Genomic DNA, 17,944 nt, shown 5'->3' with positions numbered 1-17,944 from the left:
ACGGTAGGACCTAGAGGACTCATTCTTCACAAGGGAGACTTCATGCCGGTAATCACCCTGCTCTCGCCGGACGCCAGTCCCGGCTCCGCCGCCCTGGCCCGGATCGCCAAGGCGGCGACCGACACGCTCGGCATCGCCCCGGATCGCTGCTGGGTGACGTGGCAGCGGCTGGACCGCGACGCCGCGTACCGGCCGCAGTGGCAGGGGGACGGGCCGTATCCGCCGATCGGCTTCGTGACCTGCAAAGCGTCGTATCCGGCCGCTCTCGTCGGCGACCTGCTCCGGGCGGTGCAGGGGGAACTCGCGGCGGTCCTGGGGATCCCCGGGTCGGACATCTACCTGGCCGTGCGCCGGGGTATCGAGGGAGAGCTGCTGGTGCGTGACGAGATCTGGAACGGGGACGACGTGCCGGCGGTGACGGCGCAGCCGGTGGCGCACGTGGTCGGGGGGCGCGAGGAGGTCTTCGACGACGCGTGGGACGGCGTGGAGGCGGTGATCCGGCTGGACGGCTCGCGATTCGGGCCGGAGGCGCTGTACGGGCTGGCCGACTTCTCCCACCTCGAGGTGGTGTTCCAGTTCGACCGGGTGCCACTGTCCAAGATCGAGACCGGGGCCCGGCACCCGCGCGGCAACACCGAGTGGCCGCTGGTCGGCATCTTCGCCCAGCGCGGCAAGAACCGCCCGAACCGGATCGGGGTGTCGCGCTGCAAGCTGCACCGGGTGGACGGGCTGGACATTCACGTGAGCGGCCTCGACGCGGTGGCGGGCAGCCCCGTGCTCGACATCAAGCCGTACATGGCCGAGTTCGGGCCGCGCGGCACGGTCCGTCAGCCGGCCTGGACGGAGGAGATCATGCGGGACTACTACTGAGCGCGTACCCAAAATTGGGTTTTGTCTGATTTGGGGGGCGTCGTAATCGCGCCAAGCGCCATCACGACGCCCATCACTGTCACCGTCGGCTCCTCGGCCACCACAAGATGTCAACGGGTTCAGCGATCGGGCTGAGCCGCTGACTTTCGGCTGATGGGCGAAAAGCTGATGCGTGGAAAGATGATTCACCGCCGGGTGTGGCTGTGCCTCCTCGGCGGTGCCCTGGCGGCTGTCATGGTGGCCGCGGGTGTCGGTGCCGCTGAGATCGCACCCACCGTGGACCGCGTGACCGCCGGCGGCAACGTCGCCCTGTGGACCGCCGACCTGGGCTGGGGCTGATCCCGTGGCGGTACTTGCGGGGCGGGGATCGCAAGTGCTGAACCCCGGCCGCACCCTCGTTCTCGCCCAGTTGATCACCAACGTCGGCAACGGGGCGTTCGCCACCTGTTCGGTGCTCTACCTGACGCGGGTCGTCGGGATCTCACCCGCGATGCTCGGCCTGGGGCTGAGCATCGCGGGGGTGGCCGGGGTTCTCGCCGGCGTTCCGGCCGGGCACCTGGCCGACCGGCGCGGCCCGCGGAACGTCGCGGCGCTGCTGATCGGCCTGACCGGCCTCGCCTCGGCCGCCTACATCGTGCTCGGCTCGTTCCCCGCCTTCGTGGCCGTGGCCTGCTGTTACGCGGTCTTCGACCGGGGCGCGTACGCGGCCCGGCAGGCCCTGATGGCCTCGGTGCTCGCCGGGGAGCATCTGGTGCGGGCGCGGGCACGCATGCGGGTGGTGACGAACATCGGCATGTCCGTGGGTGCCGGCCTGGGTGCGCTCGCGCTGCTCGTCGATCGTCCGGGCGCCTATTACGCGGTGCTGGCCCTGGACGCCGTGACGTTCTTCGGCTGCGCGCTGCTGGTGCTGCGGCTGCCCGACACGAGGCCGACGGCCGCGCCGTCGCGGCCGGACGAGCCGAAGCTGGCCGTGCTGCGGGACGGGCCTTACGCCACGATCACCGTGCTCAACATGATCATGTCCCTGCACATGCCGTTGCTCGACGTCATCCTGCCGCTCTGGATCGTCCACCACACTCAAGCGCCGACCGCGCTGGCGGCCGTCCTGGTGGTCCTCAACACCGTGACCGTGGTGTTGCTCCAGGTCAGGGTGACCAAGAACATCGACACCCTGAATTCTTCGGTACGCGCGTCCCGGCTCGCCGGCCTGGTCCTGCTCGGCGTCTGCGTGCTCTTCGCACTCTCCGAGGGCCGTTCGGCCCTGGCGGCCACGGCACTGCTGGTCGCGGCCATGGCACTGCACGTGTACGGCGAGATGGTCCAGTCCTCGGCCGGCTGGGTGCTCGCCTACGAGCTGGCCCCCGCCGACCGGCAGGGCCAGTACCAGGGACTGTTCAACTCCGGCATGGCCGTCAACCAGATGATCGCCCCGGCGATCCTGACCGCGCTGCTGATCGCCTGGGGCACCCCCGGCTGGATCGTGCTGGGCGCGCTCTTCGTCCTCGCCGGGCTCGCGGTCCAGCCCGCCTGCCGCTGGGCCGTTTCTGTGAAGGAGACCCATGAACCACAGTCCGCGTGACTCCTGTGAATTTCAGATCTGTGACATCTGGCAGCAGGCGCTGGGCGTCGCCGAGGTCGGCGTCCACGACGACTTCTTCGAGGTCGGCGGCCACTCGCTGCTCGCCATCGAGGTGGTCGTCCAGATCCGCCGCCGGTTCGGCGTCGACATCACCGCCGGGGAGTTGCTGGAGGCGAACACCATCGCCAAGCTCGCCGAGATCGTCCGGCGGGGCCATCGGGAGACGCCCGCCAGCCCGCTGATCCGGTTGCGCGGCGGAGATCCGGACCTGGCCCCGGTCTACGGCCTGCCGCCGGTCTCCGGCTCGACCGTGGTCTACGTACGCCTCATGCAGGCGCTCGGCCGCAATCGTCCGTTCTGGGCGCTCCAGTCCGTCGGCCTGCTCCCGGGCGAACAGCCGCTCACGTCGGCCGAGGAGGTGGCCGCGGACTTCATCGTCCGGGCCCGCGCCGTCCACCCGGACGGGAAACCCTGGCACCTGCTGGGCTATTCGATGGGCGGCGTCTACGCCTACGAGGTCGCCAAGCAGCTCCGCGCCGCGGGGGAGACCGTCGGCCTGGTCGGGCTCCTCGACACCCGGCCCACGATCGAGGCCGGCGCCGACAACGACTTCGCGCTGCAAGCCCTGGTGGAACGGGCCCTCAAGATCGAAGTGGATCTGGACATGGTCCGTTCCCTCGATCCCGAGGCCCGCGCCGAGCTGCTGCTGAAGGAGGCCGTGGCGGCGGGCACCCTCCCCGCCGACTTCGACAGCGACCGGCTGCTGCGCATGGTCGACATGTACCAGATCAACCTCGACGCGGGCAGCGCTTACGACCCGTCCGGTTACCCGGGCGACGTCACCCTGTACCGGGTCCTGGACCGTGCCGTCGAGTCGGTCGCGCTCCCCTACGACCTGGACTGGACCGCCCGCGTGGGCCGGCTGGAGATCCGCGACGTGCCCGGCCACCACTACAGCATGATCGAGCCCGGGAACGTGGAGACCCTCGCCGCCCTGGTCGACGCCGCGCTGCCGGACTGACCAGGGCGGAAGGAGAACCATGACACCGCAGGCCCGATATTCGGTGGAACCGATCGGTTTTGTGCGGAGCCCGCGCGCCGTCCCCGACGACGACTTCTGGGGCCGGGTCACCGCCGTCATCGAGCTGGACGACACCCAGCTCACCCCCGAGGCCGTCACCGGCATCGGCGACTTCTCGCACCTCGAAGTGATCTTCCGTTTCCACCTCTGCGACCCGGACGAGGTGCTGCGCGGCGCGCGACCGCCCCGCAACCGCCCGGACCTGGCGCCGGTCGGCGTGCTCGCGCACCGGATCAAGGAGCGCCCGAACAACCTCGGCGTCTCCCGCTGCGAACTGGTCGCGGTGGAGGGTCTCCGGCTCCATGTCCGGGGGCTCGACGCGATCGACGGCACGCCGGTACTCGACGTCAAGCCCTTCCTCAGCGCGATGGTCCCCCCGGCCGGTGCGGTACGCGAGCCCGCCTGGGTGCCGGACGTCATGCGGTCCTACTACCGATGAACCTCGAAGGAGACTTTGTCATGAGCACGGTCGCCGACTCCCCTCACCAGCCGCTCGAGTTGAACCTCGGCGCGCTGCTGGAGCGCAACCCCCAGCTCCAGATCCCGCGGGATCAGTACAACATCAACGTCACCTCCAACGACGGCGCCCAGCTCTCCGCAGAGAGTCTGGCCGAGGAGATCGCCGGCTTCGCCGGCGCGGGCGAGCCCGCCCACCTCTACTTCCACCTGCCGTTGTGCAACTACATCTGCCACTTCTGCAACTACGTGAAGCGGCTGGTGCCGCGCGGCAAGGAGGACGCCTCCCTGCGCCTCTGGCAGGACCTGCTCATCGAGGAGTCGCGCCGCTACCTGGACCGCTTCGACTGGATCCCCGAGGCACGGATCGAGTCCTTCTACATCGGCGGCGGGACCGCGGCGCTGCTGCTCAACAGCCGCGAGACGATCGCGCCCCTGGTCGAGCACGTCCGCTCGCAGTACCGGCTCACCGACAGCGCGGAGTTCAACATCGAGGGCAACCCGGAGAACTTCACCCGGGACAACCTCCTGCTCGCCCGGGACCTCGGGTTCAACCGGTTCAGCCTCGGCGTCCAGTCCCTCCAGGACGAGGTGAACGAGTTCACCAAGCGCCGGCACACCGCCGCCGAGTCGCTGGAGGCGATCCGGAACCTGATCGCCACGGACTGCCCCTTCAACGTCGACATGATGTTCGGCCTGCCCTACCAGACCCCCGAGTCCGTCCGGCAGGACCTGACCACGCTGGTCGAGCTGGGCGTACCGACCATCACCATCTACCGGCTGCGCAACGCGGACCGCGAGGAGATGGGCATCGGCAACCGGGCGGTCTGGAACAACCCGGCGGTACGCGACCGGCTGGTCCGCGAGGGGTACTTCCCGGATCTGGAGACGACCTACCTCATGCGGCAGGCGGCCGTCGAGGTGATGCTCGACCACGGGTACTACCCCAGCCCCTGCGGATGGTGGAGCCGGCCCGGGACCTACGAGAACGGGAACATCCCACAGACGTCGAAGAACAAGTGGGAGCAGTACAACACCATGATCGCGTACGGCCCGGGGGCGTACGGCTGGCTCAGCGGCAACCGGGACTCGTTCGTGCAGACGCACAACAAGACCGACATCGCCGCCTACGTCCGGCACATGCAGAACGAGCCGGGCCTGCCGCTCTCGCACGGCCGCAAGCTGGACGGGCACAAGGCGATCGGCACGGCGCTCGGCTTCAACTTCAAGGCCAACCAGCCGATCGTGCTCGACCGCTATCTGACCCAGTTCGGCGCCGACCTGCTCAACGCCGAGCCGTTCGCCTCGGCCTTCACCGACCTGCTGGAGCGCGGTCTGGTCGAGATGGTCGACGACGGGCGTGCGATCAAGCCGACGCTGGATGGCGAGGCGCTGCACGAGGAGATCATCTACCACTACTTCCACGAGCGGATCGGCCTCTCCGACGCGCCGGTCTGCCGCCGCTGAGGGGCGCGCCGATGCCCACCCTCGATGCACCCTGGCTGCACCAGGCCGCCACGCAACGCCCCGCGACCGGGGAGGCGGCGGCCGAGAGCCGGATCGCCGAACTGCACGGGGCCGAGACCGCCGCGCTGCTCGCCGGCGGCGCCGCGGCGGCGACGCAGACCGTCTGCGCGCTGACCAACCCGGGCGGTCACGTCATCGCCTCGGCCGGGATCTCCGGCCCGGTCCGGGAGTTCCTGGAGGACTCCTTCCGGCGGCTGGGGCGGACGGTGTCGTACACCGACTGCGCCGACGTCGACGCGGTGGCCGGGGCCGTCCGGCCGGAGACCCAGCTGATCGTCACCGAGTCGCTGTCGGATCCGGCGATGCGCCTCATCCCGGTCAACGAGCTGGCGGAGCTGGCCCACAGCACCGACCTTCAGCTGGTGGTCGACAACACCGGGCTCTCCCCGGCACTGCTGCGCCCCCTGGACCTGGGGGCGACGGTGGTGGTCGAGACCGTCGACCCGTACCTGGACGACCACGCCGCGCTGGACGCCTCGGTCGTGTGTGGACCGCGACGGCTGGTGGAGCGGGTGACCGCCCAGGCCGCTCACGCCGGTGGCCGCCCGGACGGGTGGACCGACCGTCTCCTGGCCCAGGCGCTGCGCACGCTCGACCTGCGGATGGCGGCGCACACGGCGAACGCGGACCAGGTCGCCGCCTTCCTGCGCGGCCACCCGGCCGTGACGGTGGTGCACCGGCCGAGTTTCGACGACAGCCCGTGGGCGATCGAGACGCACGGCGGTTTCGGCGGCCTGCTCTCCTTCGAGTCCCGGACACCGCTCGCCGTCCCGGATCAGCCGGGTCCGGTCAGCATTCCGGTGCTCCGCTCGCACGCGGGGGTGAGCGCACGGCGACGGGAGCAGGCCGGTGTCACGCCCACCCTGGTCCGGGTGGCCGCCGGGATCGACAGTCCGAAGCCGCTGATCGCCCTGCTCCAGGGGCTTCTCGCGGAGAAGGGGGCAGCCTGATGCTCGCGGGTGTGAATCTGGACGGCTGGCGGGACCTGGTCGTCGCCAGCCGGGCGGCCTCCTGGGAGGCGCAGCTCGCCCTGGAGGCGTCGGCCACCACGGCCGCCGACGGAACCCAGCGGGTCCGGCTGCTGCCGATGCGGCTCGGGCCGACCCGGGTGGTCCGGCCCTTCACCGTCGGGCTGCGGGCGCCGGAGTCGGCGAACCGGGAACTGCTGACCCCGGTGGAGGCGGTCCTGACGGCGCTCGGCGCCTCCGCGGCGGCGACGGCCGCGACGGCGCTGGCGCTCCAGGGGGCGCAGCCGCAGCGGATCTCGGTGCGCGCGTACGCGGACCGGGACGGCGGACTCGGTTACGAGCTGGACCTCTCCGGCGACCTGACGGCCGAGCAGATCCTGATCGTTGTCGGCCAGGTTCAGGCGTACAGCGTCGTTCACCGCACCCTGGCGGAAGGCTCGCCACCCCGGGTCCTCGCGGCGTCGGCCGACGGCAGGCACCTGGCGATCCCCCCGGGTGGCGACGGCGCCCGCGACGACCGTACGCATGAGGTGCGGGTCGAATGGGAAGCCGGCGCGTTCTCCGTCGCCACCGCGGGCCAGGCCGGTGTCGAGATCGATCAGCCCAAACAGCTCTTCGGCGCCGACCGGGCGCCCAGCCCGGAGGATTACCTGCTCGCCGCCCTGGCCGCGGAGGCCCTCCAGTGGCTCTCGCCAGGGCCGGCCGAGATCCACGTCTCGGCCCGGCGCGACCTGCGCGGGGAGCTCGGCCTCGACGACGCCCGGGTCGCCCTGCGCGACATCCTGATCCAGTGTCTGCTCCCCGGCCACGGCACCGACGACGACGCCGAGCCCACCCGGCTCGCCGCCTGGTCCGCCGGGGGCAGCGCCGTCGACCTCGTCCGGAATCCCCGGACGATCACCGTCACCATCCGACCGAAACCGGAGACCCCCCATGCCCCGTGAATGGGACGCCAAGACCTACGACTCGCTCCCGCTGCCGCACAAGTTCTGGGGCAAGCGCACCCGGGATCGCCTCGTCCTGCGGGGCGACGAGACCGTTCTGGACGCGGGCGCGGGCACCGGCCGGGACACGGCCGCCCTGCTCGACCTGCTGCCGACCGGCCGCGTCGTCGCCGTCGACGGATCGGCCAAGATGCTGGAGCAGTTGCGCGCCAACCTCGGTGACCGGCTGGACCGGGTCGACGTGATCAACGCCGACCTGACGAAGCCGCTGCCGGTGGCGGAGCCGGTGGACGCGGTCTTCAGCGTCGCCACCTTCCACTGGATCCACGACCACGGCACCCTCTTCACCAACATCGCCCAGGTGCTGCGTCCCGGCGGCCAGTTCGTCGCCGAGTGCGGCGGGCAGGGCTGCAACACCCGGGTGCTGACCGCGGCCGCCGAGGTGCTCGGGCGTCCCGCCGACGCGGCGCACTTCGCCGGGATCGGGGAGACCGAGGTCCTGCTCAAGGAGGCCGGATTCCGGGACGTCCAGGTGGACCTGCTCGACGACCCGGCGCGCCTGGAGCCCGGTGAGCAGCTCTGGAGCTTCCTCGGCACGGTGATCCTCGGCCCGTACCTCGACCAGCTGCCGGCCGAGGAGCACCGCCCCTTCGTCCAGGAGGTCGCGGCCCGGCTCACCGAGCCGGTCGTCGACTACGTCCGCCTGAACATCACCGCCCGTCGCTCCTGATCTCACGACTCGGAGGCAACCGTCATGGAACGTGCCCGACTCGCCGTGGTTTATGACACCGGCTCCGCGTCGCCCCTGGAGATCAGCCGGGTGGCACGGATCTTCTCGCCGATGGCCATCGTCCTCGGCGAGTCGGCGCACGCCGCCGGCATGGCCGGCTTCTTCCAGGACGCCGACCTGGTGACACCGGCCGGCGCGACCCTCGCCGAGCAGGCCGAGCTGCTCTCGGAGTGGAAGCCCGACGGGATCGTGACCTTCAGCGAGCGCATGCTGCGCCGGACGGCGACCCTCGCCGACGGCCTCGGCCTGCCCTTCCACGGCCCCGGCACCGCCGAACTGCTCACCGACAAGTACCGCCAGCGCGCCGCCCTCGCCGAGGCCGGCGTGAGCCCGGTCCGCAGCCGCTTGCTGACCTCCCCGGAGCAGTGGGCAGAAGCGGTCAGCCACACCGGCCTGCCGGCCGTCCTCAAACCCCGCTCGGGTGAGGGCAGCCGCAACACCTTCCTGATCGAGGGGGTCGAGGAGGGCGAGACTCGGGTACGCGCATTGCTGGCCGGCCCGGAAGACGAACTCGTGGTCGAGGAGTACCTCACCGGACGCCCGGAACCGTTGTACGGCGACTACGTGTCCGTGGAGTGCGCAACCGTCGCCGGGGTGGTCCACCCCATCGCCGTGACCGGCAAATACCCCCTCACCCCGCCCTTCCGCGAAGCCGGGAACTTCTGGCCGTCGCACCTCGGCGCGCACGAGGAGGACGAGGTCACCGAGCTCGCCGTCGCCGCCGTCCGGGCCCTCGGCATCACCGGCGGCCTCAGCCACATCGAGATCAAGCTGACGCCGGACGGCCCCCGGATCATCGAGGTCAACGGGCGGCTCGGAGGCAGCATCGCCGAACTGGCCCGCCGTGCCACCGGCGTCGACCTCGTCGAGGTGGCGTGCCGGATCGCGCTCGGCGAACGGCCGCAGATCGAGCGGGCCCGACCGGCTCAGGTCTACTTCCAGCACCTGACGCTGACGCCGAGCTATCCGTGCACGGTCGCCGAGATCCGGGGTGTCGCCGACGCCGCGCGTGTCCCCGGCATCCGCCAGTTCCGGCCCTATGTCCGCGCCGGGGAGGCGCTGCCCGGCGGCGTGCACACCGGGGAACTGGACCTGCTGGCCGGTGACGCGCCCGACCACGCGGCCATGTCCCGGACGCTGGCCGACGCGCTGCGGCGGGTCACCTACGTGCTCGACACCGAGGAGGGCCGGCGCGAGGTGCCCGCCGCGCAGCTCACCGCCGCCTGTGGCTCCGGCCGTGCGTGACCGGCTAGTCGAGCTCCTGCTGGGCGATCAGATAGCCGGCGTGGAACCGGTTGCGCGCGCCGAGCTGGGCCATGATGTCGGCGATGTGCCGCTGACAGCTGCGCAGCGACATCCCCATCTTGCGGGCGATCGCCTTGTCCTCCAGCCCCTCCACGAGGAGCCGGGTGATGCGGCTCTTGATGTCCTGCGTCGTCCACCGGGTCCGCTCCCGGTCGATCGCCGTGGCGAACGGCGTCGCGTCGACCCAGGCCCGGTCGAAGACCTCGGCGGCGAACCCGGCGATGCTCGGCTCCCGCACCACCAGCGCGCCCACCGGATCGTGCAGCAGCGGCAGCACCGCGACCTCGCGGTCGAAGACGATCATCTGGTACATGCCTTCCGCCGACGTCCGCACCTGTGCGCCGAGCGCCGTGACGCGCTCCACATAGGAGACGGTGACCGGGCTGTACTGCGCGGTGTGCTGGTAGATCGTGCGCATCTGCACGCCCCGCTCCAGCAGGTGCGTCGTACGCGGCAGCGACTCCTGGAGGATCTCCTCCGAGCGCGGGCCGCCGGGCTGCGAGGTGAGCACCTCGCCCCGGCACCGCCCGGCCAGGTCGGTGATGGCCTGGTGGACGCTGGCCAGATCGTGCAGCCGCTCGACGGAGTTCTCGCACACCCGCCGCAGCAGGCTGGCCCGGTAACCGGGAAGCAGGTTCTCCATGTCCAGCCGCGCCCGGTCCACCTCCTGCTGAAGGCCGGCCATGTGCTCGATCACCGGGGCCAGCAACTGGATCCGCGCGGTGTCCGGCGGCACGGCGCTGAAGCGTTCCTCCAGCGCGGAGCCGCGCGGGTCCATCCTGCCCGCCGGCCGCAGCAGCCCCGCCGCGGAGAGCCGCTCCACCGCCCGGATGGCGGCCTTCTCCTCGACGTCCAGCGACGCCGCGATCTCGGTCGTGCTCACATCCGCCCGATTGGTGGCGAACTCGTAGACGCGAACCGCTTCGTCGTCAAGATGCTCCCAGTGAAAAATGCCACCGACGCCGTCGTTTTCCATCGTCGTTCCCCCGTTGTGGTGCGGGCCCCCGGAATGCAGGGCCGTAGTCGGGCAGCAAATCTGTCCGAGGAAGTGCTGGTTTAAATTGTTGATACACAAGGTAATAGCCGCACACGCCGCCGAACAGCCTGAGGCCGTCGCTGTGATCCATCGCGGATCACGCGTCGACTACCGGACCCTGGACGCGGCGGCCGACGCCTGCGCCGCCGAGCTGGCCGCACTCGGGGTCGGACCGGGAACGATCGTCCCGGTCAGCCTCGGACGCTCCGCCCACCTCGCGATGACTCTGCTCGCGGTGCTCAAGTGCGGCGCGGCCTACGCCGCCATCGACCGGCGCTGGCCGGCCGAACGCGTCGGCGTCCTGCTCCAGCTCCTCGCCCCACCAGTGCTGATCACGGATCAGCCCGCCCCGCCGGGGACGCCGGTCTGTGATCCGACCGGTCGTGGCCTGGACGAATGGGCCGCTGCCGGGGGCACCCCGCCCGAGGCGGAGATCACCCCGGACGCGCCCGCGTGCGTCTTCTTCACCTCGGGCACGACCGGCGTACCGAAAGGGGTCCTCTCGCCGCACCGGGCGACCACCCGGCTCTTCGCCCCGTCCGGGCCGCTCGCCTTCGGGCCCGGCCGGGTCATGTGCCAGGCATCGCCGCCCGCATGGGACGCCTTCAGCCTGGAGCTGTGGGGCATGCTCACCACGGGCGGGACCGCGGTCGTCGCCGACGACGATCACCTGCTCCCGCACGTGCTGCACCGGCTGATCGCCGAGGAGAACGTCAACACGCTCTGGCTGACAGCGTCACTGTTCAATCTCTTCACAGATCTCGAGCCGGAATGCTTCACCGGCCTGAAGCATGTGATAACGGGTGGTGAAAGGCTTTCCCCGGCACATGTCGAGCGATTCCTCCGTCGCTATCCGGACATCACGCTGGCCAACGGTTACGGCCCGGTCGAAAGCTGTGTGTTCGCCACGTACCACACCATCACCAGGGCCGATCTGGAGCGGACCGACGGGATTCCGCTCGGCCGCCCGGTCCCCGGCACCGGGATCCACCTCGTCGACGACGAGATCTGCATCAGCGGCGACGGCCTGGCTCTGGGATACCTCGGGCAGGAGGAGCTGACCGCCGAGCGTTTCGTCGAACGGGTCGTCGACGGCCGCCCGGTACGGGTCTATCGCACCGGCGACCTGGGACGGCGCGACGCCGACGAACTGCTGCACTTCCGGGGGCGGGCCGACCGGCAGGTCAAGATCCGCGGATACCGGATCGAACCGGCCGAGATCGAGGTCGCCGCCCACCGCATCGACGGCCTTCACCAGTGCGTGGTGGTCCCGGTGCCCGCCGCGGACGGGCGGCCCGGCTCCTACGACAAGCTGGCCCTCTTCTACACGACGGCCACCGCCGTCGAGCCGCCCGCGGTGCGCCGCCTGCTCGCCTCCCGGCTACCGCACTACTCCGTCCCCGACGTCATCCGCCAGGTCCCCGCCATCCCCGTGACCACGAACGGCAAGACCGACGCCCGGACTCTGCTCGACACCCTCACCGCCTCCGTCGCGGCCCGCCTCACGGCCCCCTGAACCAGGACCGAGGAACAGCCCATGCAAAGCGGCACCATTCGCCCGGACCGCCCCCTGCTCGTCGTCGCCCTCTCCGACGAAGCGGAGATGCTCGACAGTGACCTGCCCATCCTCATCACCGGCATGGGAAAGGTGAACGCCGCCCTGGCCCTGACCGCCGTGCTGGCCGCCGGTCCGCGCCCGTCCGCTCTGATCAACCTCGGCACCGCCGGCTCGCTGCGCGGCGGCATCACCGGCACCCACGAGGTGAGCAGGGTCATCCAGCACGACATCGACGCCCGTGCGCTCTACACCCTGACCGGCCACCTGGTCGGCCCGCCACTGACGGTCGCCGAACGCGGCCTCACCCTGGCCAGCGGCGACCAGTTCGTCGCCGAGGAGACCACCCGCACCCGCCTGGCCGACCACGCGCATCTGGTCGACATGGAGGGCTACGCCCTGGCCACCGTGGCCAGCCACTTCTCCGTACCCATCCGCCTCATCAAACACGTCAGCGACCAGGCTGGCTCCACCGCGGCCGCCACCTGGCAGCAGAATCTGCACCAGTGCGCCCGCGCGCTGGCCACCTGGCTCCGCGACAACCGTCACCACCAGTAGGGACGCCCACGCGGCACCTGATCCGCCCGACCGGCCCGCAGCATCAACTGATGTCGGGCCGGTTTTGTTTTCCGGCTTTCAAAAATGTCCGGGAAAACGTTCTCGCCAGCATACCGTCACGCATGTCCGAGCAGATTCGCCATGTGCCCGTACGGACAACTCAGACATTCATAGACGTCTATGGACAGCGGGTATCCACGGACAGTTTCCCACTGCTAACTTCAGGTCAACGGATTCCACATTGGATCCGCTGATCCGGGGAGCGGGGGCCACCTGGGAATGACGGCTCGTATGGTCGGCCGGCCGATCTGCGGCCGCATCACATTTCCGTTCAGCTGCTTTCTCGCATTCCAGGATGACCCTATTCGAGAATCGGGGATTCATCGTCATGTCCATCACCCTCAAACGCATCGCCGCCGGCTTCGGCGTCGCTGCGGCCACCGCCACCGTGCTGGTCGGCGTCTCGGCGTCACCCGCCATGGCCGACTGCAGCGGCGTCGGGAACCCGTATTCGCCGTTCAACCTGTGGATCGGCGGCATCCTCCGGGGCCAGGAGGCGGTGCAGTACGCCTCCACCTGTGACGGGGACAGCAACTACCGCGGCAAGGTGAACGACACCTACACCGACGGCTACCAGAACTGCATCAAGTACTACGACCCGGGCACCACCACGCAGGGCTGCAGCGGCGGGAGCTGGGTGAACTTCCAGTTCTACGACCAGCAGAGCAACTCCGACGCCTACTGGGCCGGCTGCGCCGGCTCGACCTGCACCGTCCGGATCCACAACTGGGGCTTCTAGTCCCACCGCACAGCGAGGCCGCAACACTCGCTGAGCACTGACGGGCCGCTCTCGCACGAGAGCGGCCCGTTCCACGAACGGACCGGTCATCCGTCAGGCCTGCGCCCGGAGCGCGGCGATCGGTTCGATTTTCGCCGCGCGCAGCGACGGATAGAGCCCGGCGAGCAGTCCGACCACCGCTCCGACCAGGACGGCGGCCGGCATGATCCAGATGTTGAGCACCGGCGTCCATTGTTTGACGGCGCCGACCAGAACCACCGCGAGAATGCCCGCCGACGATCCCAGAATTCCGCCGATCAGGCCGATCATGCTCGATTCCAGAATGAAGAGCGAGGCGACCGAGAATCGGGTCCCGCCCAGGCTCCGGCGCAGACCGATCTCGCCGATCCGCTCGAGCACGGAGACAAGTGTCGTATTAGCGATTCCGACGCCTCCGACGACCAGTGAGATGACGCCGAGCAAGACGAAAAGCGCGCGGACGTCCTCGGCCACTTTCGCTTTCGTGGTGGTCGGTTCGGGTGGCCGCTCGGCGGTCAGCAGTTCCGGTTTCTGCGGGGCCAGCGCCACCGGCGCCTGGGACGCGATCAGGGCGGCCGCGCCGACCGCGGTGTCGATGACGACCGACTCCGGGGCCTTGAGGCCGAACACCCGGCGGGCCGTTCCCTCCGGCAGGATCATCGCGTCGAGCAGGCCGGCGTTGCGGCGAGTGTCGACCAGTACCCCGATCACCGTGAAGGACTGGCTGCCCACGAAGATCGCCGGCCGCTGCCGCAGGTCGGCGAGGTGCAGCGAGTTGGCAAGGTTCCGGCCGACCACCGCCACCCGGTCCGCGCGGCGATCGTGACCGGCGTCGAAGAAGCGGCCGATGACCCGGCCCTCCACGGCCGCCGCCAACTCGGGTGACCCGGCGACCACAGTGGCCGCCGCGCCTTTCGCGGCGAGCGGATCGACCACAGTGGTCGCGGTGATCTTCGCGTCGGGCAGGCGCAGGGTGGTCATGGTCGCCGCCGCCTCGACACCGTTGAGCCGGCTCAGCCGGGCCGGAGCGTCCCACGGGATCGGGCTCTCTCTGGCCTGCGGCCCGTCCTCCGGGGTCGGCGCGACCGTCACGGTGGTGGCGGCCAGTTCGTCGAACCGGCTGACGATCTGCGCGCCGGCCGTGTCCGCCAGCCCGGTGGTGATCACCAGCGTGGCGGTGCCCAGCACCGTGCCCAGCGCGGTGAGCGCGGTCCGTCCGGGCCGGGCCAGCACTCCGGCCAGCGCCTCGTCCCACAGGTCACGCCACATGCCCGGCCTCGCGGGGCAGATCCTCGACGACCAGCCCGTCGGTGATCATCAGGCGCCGGGGCATCCGCGCCGCGACGTCCTGATCGTGGGTCACCACCACCAGCGTCTGGCCGTCCCGGTGGATGGCGTCGAACAGCTGCAACACGTCCTCCGCGGTATGCGTGTCGAGGTTGCCGGTCGGCTCGTCCGCCAGCAGCACGGCCGGTTCGATCGCCAGTGCCCGGGCGATCGCGACTCGCTGGCGCTGGCCGCCGGAGAGCTCGCCGGGCAGCGCGTCGGCGCGGTCGGCGAGCCCGACCCGGGCCAGCGCGTCGAGCGCGCGCTGCCGGCGTCGCGCCCGAGGCACGCCGCGGTACATCAGGCCGAGCCGGACGTTCTCCTCGACGGTGCGGTGCGCGATCAGGTGGAACGACTGGAAGACGAAGCCGATCCGGGAACCGCGCAACCGGGTGCGCTGCCGGTCGGTCATCGCGGCCGTGTCCACGCCGTTCAGCCAGTACTGCCCCGCGGTCGGGCGGTCGAGCAGGCCGAGCAGTTGCAGGAGGGTGGATTTGCCGGACCCGGACCGCCCGGTGATGGCCACCGCGTCCCCGCGCAGGACCGCCAGGTCGGTGGGACGCAGCGCCACGATCGGGCTGGCACCCGGATAGACGCGGGAGGCGCCGGCCAGCTCGATCACCGGGGTCTCCGGGACGGCGAGCACCTCGGTGGTCACCACTGCTGGCCCACCACGACCAGGTCGCCCTCCGCGAGCGGGGCCCCGCCGACCGGGGTGACCTCGGCGAACCCGTCGGCGGAGAGACCCGCGGTGACCGGGACGTCCGCATCGGCTCTCCCCCGCCGGACCCGCACCGTGGTGGTGCCGGCCGCATCGGTGACCAGCGCGGCGACCGGCACGGCGAGCACCTCGCCGTCGGTCGACTCGATCGGCATGGTGACCCGCAGGTTCAGCCCCTCGATCCGTTTCGGGTCGACACCCCGCGGGTCGATCCGGACGTAGTAGGTGCCGGCCAACGCCCCGTTCGTCCCCGCCGTGTCGGCGATCTCGGCGACCACGCCGGTGAACTTGACGTCCGAGGAGGTGTCGTCGACCTGCACCTCGGCGCCGGCCTTGAGCACCTTGCGCTCCTCCTCACTGATCGACGTGTCGATCCGCGCGGTGGTCGCGGTCAGGCTCAGCGCCGCGCCCTCGACCGCCTGGCCGAGCTTGGCCTCCACTTTCTGCACCCGGCGCGGGAGGGTGGGCACGAAGACGATCTCACCGCGCGGCAGGCGGGCGCCGGACGCGGCGCGCACCTGGGTGAGCGCCGTCCGGGCGGTGCGTTCGGTGGCCTGCGCGGTGGTGACCGCCCGGCGCAGTGACGTGGTGTCCGTGGTCGCCGTCAGCTCCGCGAGCTGGGCCTCGGCGACGGCCAGCGCGTTCTCCGCGTCGGCCAGGGCGTTGTCCAGCCGGGTCAGCGTGGCGGTGTCGGCGCCGGTGCGTTTGGCCGTGTCCCGCTCCGTCCTGGCCAGGTCACGGGCCCGGCGCGCGGAGTCGACCGCACCCTCGGCGGCGAGCACCTGCGATCGGGGCGGGCCGGACCGGGCCGCGGCCAGCGCCTGCTGCGCCGCGACGGTCTGCTGGTGCGCGTCGGTCACCCGCTGCTCGGCCGCCTCGACCTGCTGCGTCTCGTCCGGGGTGGGCGCGACCGGGTCGTAGCCCACCGCGTCGTAGAGCCGGTTGACCGCGGCGGTGGTGGCCGCGTCGAAGGTCCCGCTGGGCCGCCCGGCGAGGTGCCCGAGCCGGCGCAGCGCGGTCTGCAACTGGGTGACGTCGGCGCCCTTGGCACCCGGCTTCAACGCCCGGTACATCGGCAGCGTGCCCTGCAACGCGATGATCGGCCGGCCGGACACCTCCAGGGCGACCGTGCCCTCCTTGAGGGTGCTGCCGCTGCGGGGCAGCCGCCCGGTCACCACCGGCGTGGTCGTGCCGGCGCCCTGGCCCACGTCGGGGTCGGGGACGACCGCGTACTCCTCGGAGTACTGCACGTCGCCGCGGACCACGATCGAGGTGGCGATCACCCGGCGCTCCACCGGCACGGTGATCGGGCTGGCCGCGGGCGGCGACGCCCGCCGCGCGGCGTCCGCCGGGGACTCGATCCGGTGCCCGGCCCAGACGCCGGCGCCGGCCGCCCCGGCCGCCACGGCGAGCAGGACGGCAAGCCGGCGGCGCCGGGAGCCGAGGCGGGAACGGACAGCCACCTACTTCTCCCCGCGCAGCAACTTCTGCAGGTACTCGTTGAAGACCTTCTTGTACGCCTTGTCATAGGCCGACTGGCACGGTGACGTCTCGACCGCCATCGCGATCTCCCGCTTCTGAATCTTCTTGAGGTCGGCCATCTCGTCCGCGGTGAGCACGTCGGTGATCTTCAGCTTGTCGCTGTTGCGACCGGCCGCCTCCATCTCGCCCGCTTTGTTCTCGAACTTGACGATGTACTTGTCGGCGGCGGCGGAGATCGGCTGGGTCAGGTCCTCGCCGGCGGTGAAGCCCTTGCCCTCCAGGCATGTCGAGCGGTCCGCCTGCGCCGCTTTCACCCGCTGGTCGGTGTTGGTCTTGGCGACCACCCCGTCCATGGCCTGCTGATCCTTGGTGCTCATCTTGATCGCCCCACCGGACGGCGGCGGCCCGATCTTGTCCTGCGCCCGCTGCTGGCACTCGTTGGACTGCTTGCCGTACGACGCGCGGGCGGCCTTGTCGAGCTTCTGCACCGCGTTGATGTTCGGATCGACCCGTTGCGAGCCGGGGGCCAGATAGTCGATCAGGGTGCTGATGCCGTAGCCGTACTGACGGGCGAACTGCTCGTCGGTCAGGCCCAGGGACATCTTCTTGTCGGTGGTCGGGATGTAGTCCCGGTAGTCGAAGCCCTGCTCCTTCATGCAGGTCTTCATGATGTCGTTGAACTTGACGTAGTAGTCGTCGACGTCGGCCTGCTTGGGCTCCTTCTCGGTCTGCTGTGCCATGAAGGAGGGCAGGTTGGAATCGGGCACCGGCTGCGCGTCCGCCTTGTCCCCGCCACAGCCCGACAGCGAGAGCAGGACCGTGACACCGGCCACGGCGGCCAGCAGCCTGACCGGGAACCCCCGGTCCGTACCTGGAATGCGGCCGCGTTTGACGAAGGTCACGAGCTCCCCCTGAAGATCGACAGACAT

The 17,944-nt window shown here is 70.7% G+C and carries 18 protein-coding genes; 13 read left to right on the top strand and 5 right to left on the bottom strand.

The features are described from left to right. Window positions 1-42 precede the first annotated feature (42 nt). From Aiant_RS23705 to Aiant_RS23660, 10 genes are all read left to right on the top strand, one after another. On the top strand, window positions 43-870 hold the full coding sequence (locus Aiant_RS23705) for an SAM-dependent methyltransferase (RefSeq protein ID WP_189329058.1): 828 nt from the start codon (window positions 43-45) through the stop codon (window positions 868-870). A 153-nt stretch (window positions 871-1,023) separates the two neighbouring features. Next, complete coding sequence (locus Aiant_RS23700) at window positions 1,024-1,209, top strand: hypothetical protein (RefSeq protein ID WP_189329057.1); 186 nt, start codon at window positions 1,024-1,026, stop codon at window positions 1,207-1,209. A 34-nt stretch (window positions 1,210-1,243) separates the two neighbouring features. Continuing rightward, window positions 1,244-2,449 (top strand): MFS transporter, encoded by a 1,206-nt coding sequence (locus tag Aiant_RS23695; protein ID WP_189329056.1) that lies wholly within the window; start codon window positions 1,244-1,246, stop codon window positions 2,447-2,449. After that, window positions 2,430-3,470: a thioesterase domain-containing protein gene (locus Aiant_RS23690; protein ID WP_189329055.1), complete on the top strand. Its 1,041-nt coding sequence runs from the start codon at window positions 2,430-2,432 to the stop codon at window positions 3,468-3,470. Before Aiant_RS23695 ends, Aiant_RS23690 begins: the two co-directional genes overlap by 20 nt. Window positions 3,471-3,489: 19 nt before the next feature. Beyond that, window positions 3,490-3,969, top strand: coding sequence for an SAM-dependent methyltransferase (locus Aiant_RS23685; protein ID WP_189329054.1), 480 nt, complete (start codon window positions 3,490-3,492; stop codon window positions 3,967-3,969). A 20-nt stretch (window positions 3,970-3,989) separates the two neighbouring features. Beyond that, a complete protein-coding gene (locus Aiant_RS23680; RefSeq protein ID WP_189329053.1) occupies window positions 3,990-5,453 on the top strand; it encodes a radical SAM protein in 1,464 nt (487 codons plus the stop codon). 11 nt (window positions 5,454-5,464) lie between these two features. After that, window positions 5,465-6,463, top strand: coding sequence for a PLP-dependent transferase (locus Aiant_RS23675; protein ID WP_189329052.1), 999 nt, complete (start codon window positions 5,465-5,467; stop codon window positions 6,461-6,463). Continuing rightward, a complete protein-coding gene (locus Aiant_RS23670) occupies window positions 6,463-7,425 on the top strand; it encodes an OsmC family protein (protein ID WP_189329051.1) in 963 nt (320 codons plus the stop codon). The genes Aiant_RS23675 and Aiant_RS23670 overlap by 1 nt, the downstream gene beginning before the upstream one ends. After that, the gene (locus tag Aiant_RS23665) at window positions 7,415-8,155 is read left to right on the top strand and encodes a class I SAM-dependent methyltransferase (protein ID WP_189329050.1); all 741 of its coding nucleotides are present in this window, start codon (window positions 7,415-7,417) and stop codon (window positions 8,153-8,155) included. Before Aiant_RS23670 ends, Aiant_RS23665 begins: the two co-directional genes overlap by 11 nt. Window positions 8,156-8,179: 24 nt before the next feature. Beyond that, a complete protein-coding gene (locus tag Aiant_RS23660) occupies window positions 8,180-9,460 on the top strand; it encodes an ATP-grasp domain-containing protein (protein WP_189329049.1) in 1,281 nt (426 codons plus the stop codon). Between the two features lie 4 nt (window positions 9,461-9,464). Here the strand turns inward: Aiant_RS23660 and Aiant_RS23655 are convergent, their stop codons facing one another. Beyond that, complete coding sequence (locus Aiant_RS23655; protein ID WP_189329048.1) at window positions 9,465-10,496, bottom strand: LuxR C-terminal-related transcriptional regulator; 1,032 nt, start codon at window positions 10,494-10,496, stop codon at window positions 9,465-9,467. Between the two features lie 142 nt (window positions 10,497-10,638). Here Aiant_RS23655 and Aiant_RS23650 point away from each other — a divergent pair, with 142 nt between their 5' ends. The 3 genes from Aiant_RS23650 to Aiant_RS23640 all read left to right on the top strand — a co-directional run bounded on the left by Aiant_RS23650 (window position 10,639) and on the right by Aiant_RS23640 (window position 13,468). Next, a complete protein-coding gene (locus Aiant_RS23650) occupies window positions 10,639-12,072 on the top strand; it encodes an amino acid adenylation domain-containing protein (protein ID WP_189329047.1) in 1,434 nt (477 codons plus the stop codon). Window positions 12,073-12,093: 21 nt separating this feature from the next. After that, window positions 12,094-12,669, top strand: coding sequence for a nucleosidase (locus Aiant_RS23645; protein ID WP_189329046.1), 576 nt, complete (start codon window positions 12,094-12,096; stop codon window positions 12,667-12,669). Between the two features lie 355 nt (window positions 12,670-13,024). After that, window positions 13,025-13,468, top strand: coding sequence for a hypothetical protein (locus Aiant_RS23640; RefSeq protein WP_212846508.1), 444 nt, complete (start codon window positions 13,025-13,027; stop codon window positions 13,466-13,468). Window positions 13,469-13,561: 93 nt separating this feature from the next. Here the strand turns inward: Aiant_RS23640 and Aiant_RS23635 are convergent, their stop codons facing one another. Genes Aiant_RS23635 through Aiant_RS23620 form a run of 4 tightly spaced genes read right to left on the bottom strand, consistent with a single transcriptional unit; the run spans window position 13,562 to window position 17,917 of the window. Then, entirely contained in the window at window positions 13,562-14,755 is a 1,194-nt protein-coding gene (locus Aiant_RS23635) for an ABC transporter permease (RefSeq protein WP_189329044.1), read from the bottom strand. Further along, entirely contained in the window at window positions 14,745-15,470 is a 726-nt protein-coding gene (locus tag Aiant_RS23630) for an ABC transporter ATP-binding protein (protein ID WP_229829870.1), read from the bottom strand. Before Aiant_RS23630 ends, Aiant_RS23635 begins: the two co-directional genes overlap by 11 nt. Then, window positions 15,467-16,996 (bottom strand): peptidoglycan-binding protein, encoded by a 1,530-nt coding sequence (locus Aiant_RS23625; RefSeq protein ID WP_189329043.1) that lies wholly within the window; start codon window positions 16,994-16,996, stop codon window positions 15,467-15,469. Before Aiant_RS23625 ends, Aiant_RS23630 begins: the two co-directional genes overlap by 4 nt. Continuing rightward, complete coding sequence (locus tag Aiant_RS23620) at window positions 16,997-17,917, bottom strand: hypothetical protein (protein ID WP_189329042.1); 921 nt, start codon at window positions 17,915-17,917, stop codon at window positions 16,997-16,999. Window positions 17,918-17,944 lie beyond the last annotated feature (27 nt).

This window comes from Actinoplanes ianthinogenes (assembly GCF_018324205.1).
Classification (GTDB): Bacteria; Actinomycetota; Actinomycetes; order Mycobacteriales; family Micromonosporaceae; genus Actinoplanes; species Actinoplanes ianthinogenes.
This window is presented reverse-complemented; position numbering and strand designations above follow the sequence as displayed.